We start from the raw sequence: 7,560 nt of genomic DNA on the forward strand, positions 1-7,560 counted from the left end.
GGCATCCTTGCATTTCATAACATATTACGTATTATGTATTTACGTAATAAATTTTTCCAGCTCAAATGAAATTTAAATAAAAATATAGGCGTGATAATTCATGATTATCACGCCACAGGGCACAGAATCAGGGGATAGAGGTTCAGTCTGTTACGTAATGGGGCAAGGTAAAAAGTAGGGTAGGCGTGATAGCCCTGCTATGAGCACCGAAAAAGCGGTGTGCTAGAAATCTGGGTGGGTGGTCAATATCAATCGTAAGGGGGCAGCCTTTACTAGAACCTGCTTACGATCGTGCTGCGCAGCCATGATTAGTGCTCAAGTGCTACTTGAAATCCCCCACAAGGGAAGCGCTGAACAGCTAGGGTGCTTTGCACCAAGCAGTTCGCAGCCTCATGTACAAACAGTACATTCCGGTTTCTGCGCTGCGCCTCACCCCGCTAAAGACCGCTCGTGACAAGCTGTGACCAGGTGCTTAAGCGAAAGGGGGAGACAAGCTGCAGCGGAATTGGAAAGAATGCCGGCCGACCCCGCGTGGGCAGGCGGTGCCCATTTCTAAACTTGCCTAGCTGAATACATAAAGGGAAAGCGAGGCATCAATTTATAAGCCGCTTCCTTTTGTCTCAAACCCTAAAGCACCCCCATTAAAGCTTCTAATCCATTGCAATTACTCTCTAACATAGAGATATGCCCTATTGAGAGGCATGCCTGAATAGCCGCCAATTTGACTACTCAGCGCCAACGGCCAGAGGGTTAACTGAGGAGGAAATAGGTCATGGGTATCAGGCGTGGCTACCGCTGCACACAAACCAATGCGAAAGATGCACGGCAGGCCGCCCAAGAATTCCACGCGGGCGTGATGCAAGATGAAATTGAACTGGTGCTCTTTTTTTTGCTCAAGCCGCTACGATTTGGCAGCACTGACCGATGAGTTGAATCAATTATTTGGCGACCTGCCTATCGTAGGCTGCACGACAGCGGGCGAGATAGGTCCGGCGGGTTATCTGGACCATAGCATCGTCGGCCTCAGCTTCCCTAAGGGGAGCTATGCTGCTGAAATGGGACTGTTGCAGGATTTAAATGATTTCAACATTTCTGAAGGCCATACTTTCATCCATACATTAATGCAGCGGCTAGAAAGACGACCTATCGTCTTTCCTAATCGTTTCGCATTTCTACTGATTGATGGTTTATCGATGCAGGAAGAAGTAGTTGCCTGCTCGCTGCAAAATGCCCTGGGGCAGATACCCTTAATTGGTGGTTCTGCGGGGGATGATCTCAAATTTGAGCATACCTATTTGTTTTATCAAGGGGCATTCCATAGCAATTGCGCACTGTTATTGCTTATCTCAACATCACACCCTACCCAGCCATTCAAATCCCAACACTTCAAAGCCACCAGCAACCGCCTCGTCGTCACAGCGGCAGACCCACCCAATCGAATAATCAGTGAGATTAATGGCTTGCCGGCGGCAATGGAGTATGCACATCTAATTAATGTTCCCCCAGATAAACTGGGAGCCGGCCATTTTGCTGCCTCACCACTGGTATTAATGATTGATGGGGAGGAATACGTACGGTCAATCCAAAAAGCAAATCCGGATAACTCGCTGACCTTTTACTGTGCTATTGATGAAGGTCTGGTATTACGGTTAGCGAGTGGGGGGGATATGGTTCAAAGCTTGGCTCGGACATTCGAGAAAATCAGGCACGAAATTGGAAGCTTGCAATTAGTCCTGGGATGCGACTGCATCTTGCGTAATCTGGAAATTTCCCAATGGCCTATCAAAGTAGCGGCCGCAGATATTTTCAAACAACAGAATATGGTTGGTTTCAGTACCTATGGCGAGCAATACCGCGGGGTCCATGTAAACCAAACCTTGACGGGTGTGGCCATAGGCTATGCCGGCAGTGAGGCTATCGATGCGCGATAGGCATCTATATACAGGCGGAACATCCACCGCACTATCAAATAATGATGCTGTGGTGCAGGCAGAATTTCTGCGCCTAAACAAGATTATCGCAGCCCTGACTAATCGTGTGGAGCGAAGTATGAGCAATGACGGCTCAGAATTCAGCGTATTTCAAATGGCTGTCATGCTGGACAATGAAGTACAGAAAAGAACACGTGAGCTTGAAGCATCATTGCGGGAAAATGAACGTATCAATCGCGCGCTTAATGATTCTCAAAGCCAAATGGCGGAGGAAATTCGTGAACGGAAACAGATTCAGGAAACACTCGAGCAACAATATGCAGGACAGCAAACGCTGATTCAACAACTGGGGGAAGCACAAAGTCGGCTGCTTCAGTCAGAGAAACTTGCCTCTATCGGTCAGCTTGCCGCTGGTGTCGCCCATGAAATCAATAACCCCATTGGCTTTGTAAACTCTAATTTAAGTACACTCCGTACTTATGTCGATAACTTGCTGAAGTTAATTTCTGCTTATGAAAATGCATCACCTCTCATCGCTACAGATCAAGAAATACAGCACCAAATAACAGTACTGCGCAGAACAACAGACTTTGATTATATGAAAGAGGATATAGGCTCACTTATCGCCGAGTCCATTGACGGCACATCACGCGTTAGCCAAATTGTCCAAGACCTGAAATACTTTTCGCGCGTAACTGAATCCGAATGGCAAACGGTGGATATTCACGCAGGGCTGGACAGTACGTTGAATGTCATTTGGAATGAAATAAAATACAAATCTGAAATCATAAAAAAGTATGGCAAATTACCCTTGGTAGTCTGCAAGTCCTCGCAACTCAACCGGGTTTTCATGAGCCTATTACTGAATGCTGCCCAAGCCATCACTGAACGGGGCATCATCACCATTCGTACCGGCCACATGGACGATATGGTTTGGATTTCAATTAGTGACAATGGCAGGGGTATAGCGCCCGACATAATGCCGCATATTTTCGATCCGTTTTTTACCACCAAACTTGTCGGTACCGGGACGGGACTAGGGCTGTCTGTTTCCTATGGCATTATCAGCAAAATGGGGGGGCATATTGAGGTCGACAGTGGGCCAGGCCAAGGTGCGACATTTACGGTGTGGATACCAGCAGGCAAGCTGTCTTCCTGAATGATCTCGTCTACTGATTGGCGCATGATTTTTTGTAATACGCTTGGATTAACAGAAGAAAAATAGGCACTTATTCACGCGTGAAAGTAAACGTATTAAGTAAATGGATTGGTATTAACAAAAAAATTATTAACACTGGTCAGGGTAAGCACAATTGCGATGAATGAACTCCCCAGGGCGCTCTTGCTGGTTGACGATGAGGCGAATGTATTATCGTCCCTAAGCCGTCTGTTTCGTACTGACGGCTACCAGATCCTGCGCGCCAGCAGCGGCCCAGAGGGGTTGGAGATACTGGCCAAGCAGCCTGTTTCAGTGGTGATTTCCGATCAGCGCATGCCGGGCATGACAGGGGTTGAGTTTTTGCGGAAAGTACGTGAAAACCACCCGAAAACCGTACGTATTGTGTTGTCTGGGTACACCGACCTGAAATCGGTGACGGATGCCATCAATGAAGGCGCAATCTACAAATTCCTTACCAAGCCCTGGGATGATGCCGAGCTGCGCGCCTTGGTCGCCGAGTCCTTCATTTTCTTTGAAACAGTGGCTTACAACGAACAACAAACAGCGGATCTGATAAGAAGTGCACAGTTGGCTTCTCAGCATCTGGAAGAAGTTGTTTCGCACGCCAAATCAACCGAAAAACTGACGATGGCGATCCTGATGATGAGTCAGGAAGTCGTGGAGCTCCTCCCATTACCGCTGTTGGGCGTCAGCTTGGAAGGCGATATTGTTCTGGCGAATATGGCATCGATTAGTGGTTTTGGCCCTTGCGCCACGCTGGGTAATGCAGCCCGAGATTGCTTGCCGCCCGAGATTCTCGGTGTACTGTCGGATGGCATGGCGCCTGGCGACAGTCGATATGTCAGCGTAGGCGGACCCGCCAACATCCTCAGAACCTATTACATCGCTCGGCTAGGGCGTTGGTCTCCTGCTGGCGGCTATTTGCTGATTGCAGAGGAGGCGCAAAAGTGGAGCCCCTTAGGCTAGACGTACTTCTGAATGCGTCGTCACAATTGCCCAGCAGCAAGAACGTCGTTTGGGAGTTGTTACGCCTACTGGATCATGAGGATGTAACCGCCGCACAGATACTGGAAGTGCTGCATGGGGATCAGGGACTGATCACACGGCTGCTGCGCTTGGCTAATTCCCCCTTTTTTGGTGTGTCCCGCCAAGTGGGGTCGGCACAGGATGCAATGGTTGTACTGGGGTTGATGAATGTCCGCCGCATTGCTATCGCCACGTCACTGCTCGATAGCGAGCATGAGGGTCTGCGCGACTATTGGCAACACTCCTTAAGAATTGCCAGTTTGAGCGAAGTGGTTGCGAAAAAAGCCGGCGTATCCACCGAGGCGAGTTTTCTCTCGGGCTTGCTGCGCCATTTGGGTTTGTTGATGTTCTTGGAATACGACCCAGACTATGCAAACCGACTGATTCTCAACCGGGCCCACAGCTGTGAACTAGCGCGGATAGAACAGGAGACGCATGGCTTTGATCATATTCGCCTTGCGGCCACACTTGTCGAACGCTGGCATTTCCCGCCTCAGATTACCGAAGCCATTTCGCTGAATTATTCTGTGCCGCCCCAAGCGATATCATTGGTGGCTCTGACCAATCACATTGCCGACCTGTGGGTGGAATACATGGACTCCGAGAACCAGGATTCCACCTGTTTTGTATTGCCGGGCTGGTTATTTACGGCACTGGCCTTGGATGCTGCAGTACAACCGACACTAATAACAGAATTGAGCGCCACAGACGAAGTGGTTAAACATCTGATGATGTTGATGTAAGCGCCTGCTCATATCCTCAACTGTTCTAGCTTGCTACCGGTAACATCACTCAGAGTGAGGCAACGTATTTCAGAAAGAAGTGGGCAAGTTCTGAAAGCGTTTCACTTCACCTTTTTATATCTTATCCCATAGAGATGAATTAATTTTCAATACTTAGCAAGATGCTTAATAAAATAAGGAATCTACTATGCCTATTCAATTTCAAAAACCACTTATCACACCCAATAACCACAGTATGGCGGCACGGGATAGTGCTACCAATGCAACACACAATGATTCTACCATTGCCACATTAGCCAAAAATCTAAAAGAAACTGTTGGTATCCTTACTCATCATCTCGAATCACTCCAACAAGTCGCGCATACACATAACTGTATTATTGGTATCCGACCTGTCGATAAAATGGCAACGGGGTTAATTGAGGAAAACCACCCTACAAAAGGCTTTCATATAAAGGGAAAAAGCGCATCATGGGGGCCACAAGCCGGTTTGATCTGTGTAGATCAACGCTATAGCAAACTCGAAAACACGCCCAATCAAATCGAGAAATTCAGCCATCAAACGCAGCAATGTATTAAGGAAGGTTATGCGGTCTCTGTCCCCCTTGGTCATTTCTGAGAATAGGCTACATAAGCTGCAGGAGGCTGGCTTGATTAATGATTGGTCACGTGAAAATACCAATGGTGTAATTAAATTTAGTGCAAAAGCGCCTAGCGGCCAGACATACTTTTTCGAAGCCGCACGTAAAGGGCAGGCATTTGAAATTACCCGCAATGGCGTACCTATCAACGTACTAGCACCCCGAGTCGATGCAAAAGCATTTACAGCTGACTATGACTTGCTGGTTATTTCGCCCCACATAAGCGACATAGGACCTCAAGATAATTTATTAGTGCCTGATATCTCTCATGGTGTATTCCGTTCCAAGATAAATCAATATCGTGGCATACCATCAAATGCCTACTTGCTTCATGACTATTTGAATGCCAAAAGCTTCTATAAAAAGGAAGATGCCGACATTGGTAATACATCAATGCGGGTGCGCAATATGATTCCTATCATCAATCAAGCGCTTGTAGGTGATGGGGAAGCGGTTGTCCACCATAATACAGACTCAGGCAGTCCGGCAACCGACATTAAAGCGAACTATCCAACCACGTTCGCCCTGCCAATGAAAATTGGCCGCTTCGATGAAATCTGTGTCGTCCGTAACAAAGAAGAATTTGCCGAATTGATTCAGCAAGCAAAAAGTCATGGGTACCACATGCCACTGAACCCACTATGGGAAGAGGAAGTAAAAAATGTACAACGTGCTCAATTTGTCGATGCTAAAAATCAGCTGCAGGCACTTAAATCACGCGGTGCCTAATAGCGTCTTTTCCAACTCCAGCTTAAACAATCTGCCTAAATCAAACCCAGGAGACGTTAGACAGGTTCTTACGCACTAGTCCTCATCCAACAACAATTCCCCGTTGGGGCCCCAGCTTACCTTGGTAATCCCTGGTGTTTCCGCTTCTAGTTTCGCCAACAGAGCCTCATGCTTGCTGATCAACGCGCGTTCACTGCGAACAATGTCCGCCAATCGCCGGTTTTCTAGCAGCAATTGCCGGGTCGCAAACCCTTGCAACAGGGTATACATCAGTTCGCCTTCGTGCCAGGGCTTGGCCAGAAAGCGAAATATCTGTGCATCGTTGATGGCTGCAATCATCCCTGACACGTCAGAAAACCCTGAAAGGATGATGCGCACTGCATCGGGCTGTTTGGTACGGAAGAACAACAGGAATTCGACCCCATTCATTTGTGGCATGCGGTAATCAGAAATCACCGCCGCATAGGTTTTGGTCTCTGCCGCTTTGAGCGCCGCTATGGGGTCTTCGAAGCAGTCAATTTCCAGCGGTATCGCTTCGCCCTTTTCGTCTTCCAATCGGCTCAAGGTACGGCGCAAGGACTTGAGGATATTGGGTTCATCATCCAAGAGAAGTAATGATTGCATTGCAATGCCTCCTGCCCGTCACGGCAACGATGACCCCAAAAGGGTCCCGCACACTAGGCTGCCGGTTCCGCCGGTTTATAGATAAAAAGGGTCAGGGGCTGGCGGGCGCTATGCTCAAACTGGTAAATCTGCCCGATCAGCCGTTCGTCCAACGCGCGGTCTTTCGCCAGCAGTAACATGCCGCTTGAGGTGTGCAGGTCGCGCGCCAGAACCATGCCCGGCTTTAGTTCGGCACATCGAATAGACGTCTCCGTGGAGACAGGTTCGGCCTCTTCTCCCATCAATGACTTGAAGATTTCCACCACATTTGGGTCATACCGCTTACCCGACTGCGAAGTAATAACTTTGATCGCATCATTGCGGGTGAGGGGTCGCTCCTCAAGCGTGCCGTTTTGCAGCGAGTCGTAATCGTTCGCCACGGCGAGGATGCGGGCACCAACGGGGATCCGTTCCAATGCCAAACCATCGGGATAGCCCTTGCCGTCATAGCGTTCATGGTGATGGCGAATCATCAATGCAGCTTTAGTCAGCTGTTCCAGCGCCATCAAGGCGGCTTGCCCATGTGCGCCCAGCATGGGCGCACTCCTGCGGGTGGAAGTCCCGCCGTAAGTTGATCACAGCGAACGAAGTGAAGCGCAACTGCGTGAGGGCGACCGAGCGTGGGAAGGAAGCGTGGATCGTAAACC

General features: G+C 48.8%; 9 protein-coding genes. 7 read left to right on the forward strand and 2 right to left on the reverse strand.

The features are described 5' to 3' along the window. Window positions 1–772: 772 nt before the first annotated feature. The 7 genes from CSQ89_RS23690 to CSQ89_RS23200 all read left to right on the forward strand — a co-directional run bounded on the left by CSQ89_RS23690 (window position 773) and on the right by CSQ89_RS23200 (window position 6,250). A complete protein-coding gene (locus CSQ89_RS23690; protein WP_308418144.1) occupies window positions 773–928 on the forward strand; it encodes a hypothetical protein in 156 nt (51 codons plus the stop codon). Beyond that, the gene (locus CSQ89_RS11985) at window positions 864–1,931 is read left to right on the forward strand and encodes an FIST N-terminal domain-containing protein (protein ID WP_308418143.1); all 1,068 of its coding nucleotides are present in this window, start codon (window positions 864–866) and stop codon (window positions 1,929–1,931) included. The genes CSQ89_RS23690 and CSQ89_RS11985 overlap by 65 nt, the downstream gene beginning before the upstream one ends. Beyond that, the gene (locus CSQ89_RS23615) at window positions 1,921–3,090 is read left to right on the forward strand and encodes an ATP-binding protein (protein WP_099406392.1); all 1,170 of its coding nucleotides are present in this window, start codon (window positions 1,921–1,923) and stop codon (window positions 3,088–3,090) included. The genes CSQ89_RS11985 and CSQ89_RS23615 overlap by 11 nt, the downstream gene beginning before the upstream one ends. Before the next feature lie 159 nt (window positions 3,091–3,249). Then, window positions 3,250–4,077, forward strand: coding sequence for a response regulator (locus CSQ89_RS11995; protein ID WP_099406393.1), 828 nt, complete (start codon window positions 3,250–3,252; stop codon window positions 4,075–4,077). Further along, a complete protein-coding gene (locus tag CSQ89_RS12000) occupies window positions 4,059–4,880 on the forward strand; it encodes an HDOD domain-containing protein (RefSeq protein WP_158228982.1) in 822 nt (273 codons plus the stop codon). Before CSQ89_RS11995 ends, CSQ89_RS12000 begins: the two co-directional genes overlap by 19 nt. Before the next feature lie 187 nt (window positions 4,881–5,067). Continuing rightward, window positions 5,068–5,499 (forward strand): CyaA/EF/ExoY family adenylyl cyclase toxin, encoded by a 432-nt coding sequence (locus tag CSQ89_RS23195; protein ID WP_233203122.1) that lies wholly within the window; start codon window positions 5,068–5,070, stop codon window positions 5,497–5,499. A gap of 31 nt (window positions 5,500–5,530) precedes the next feature. Continuing rightward, on the forward strand, window positions 5,531–6,250 hold the full coding sequence (locus tag CSQ89_RS23200; protein ID WP_233203124.1) for a hypothetical protein: 720 nt from the start codon (window positions 5,531–5,533) through the stop codon (window positions 6,248–6,250). Window positions 6,251–6,325: 75 nt separating this feature from the next. Here CSQ89_RS23200 and CSQ89_RS12010 read toward each other — a convergent pair whose 3' ends face one another. Together CSQ89_RS12010 and CSQ89_RS22910 are read right to left on the reverse strand one after the other, a co-directional pair. Next, on the reverse strand, window positions 6,326–6,874 hold the full coding sequence (locus CSQ89_RS12010) for a response regulator (protein WP_099406394.1): 549 nt from the start codon (window positions 6,872–6,874) through the stop codon (window positions 6,326–6,328). A 53-nt stretch (window positions 6,875–6,927) separates the two neighbouring features. Then, entirely contained in the window at window positions 6,928–7,449 is a 522-nt protein-coding gene (locus CSQ89_RS22910; RefSeq protein WP_143747069.1) for an HD-GYP domain-containing protein, read from the reverse strand. Window positions 7,450–7,560: the final 111 nt, after the last annotated feature.

Source organism: Chitinimonas sp. BJB300, from assembly GCF_002735695.1.
Taxonomy (GTDB): Bacteria; Pseudomonadota; Gammaproteobacteria; order Burkholderiales; family Chitinimonadaceae; genus Chitinimonas.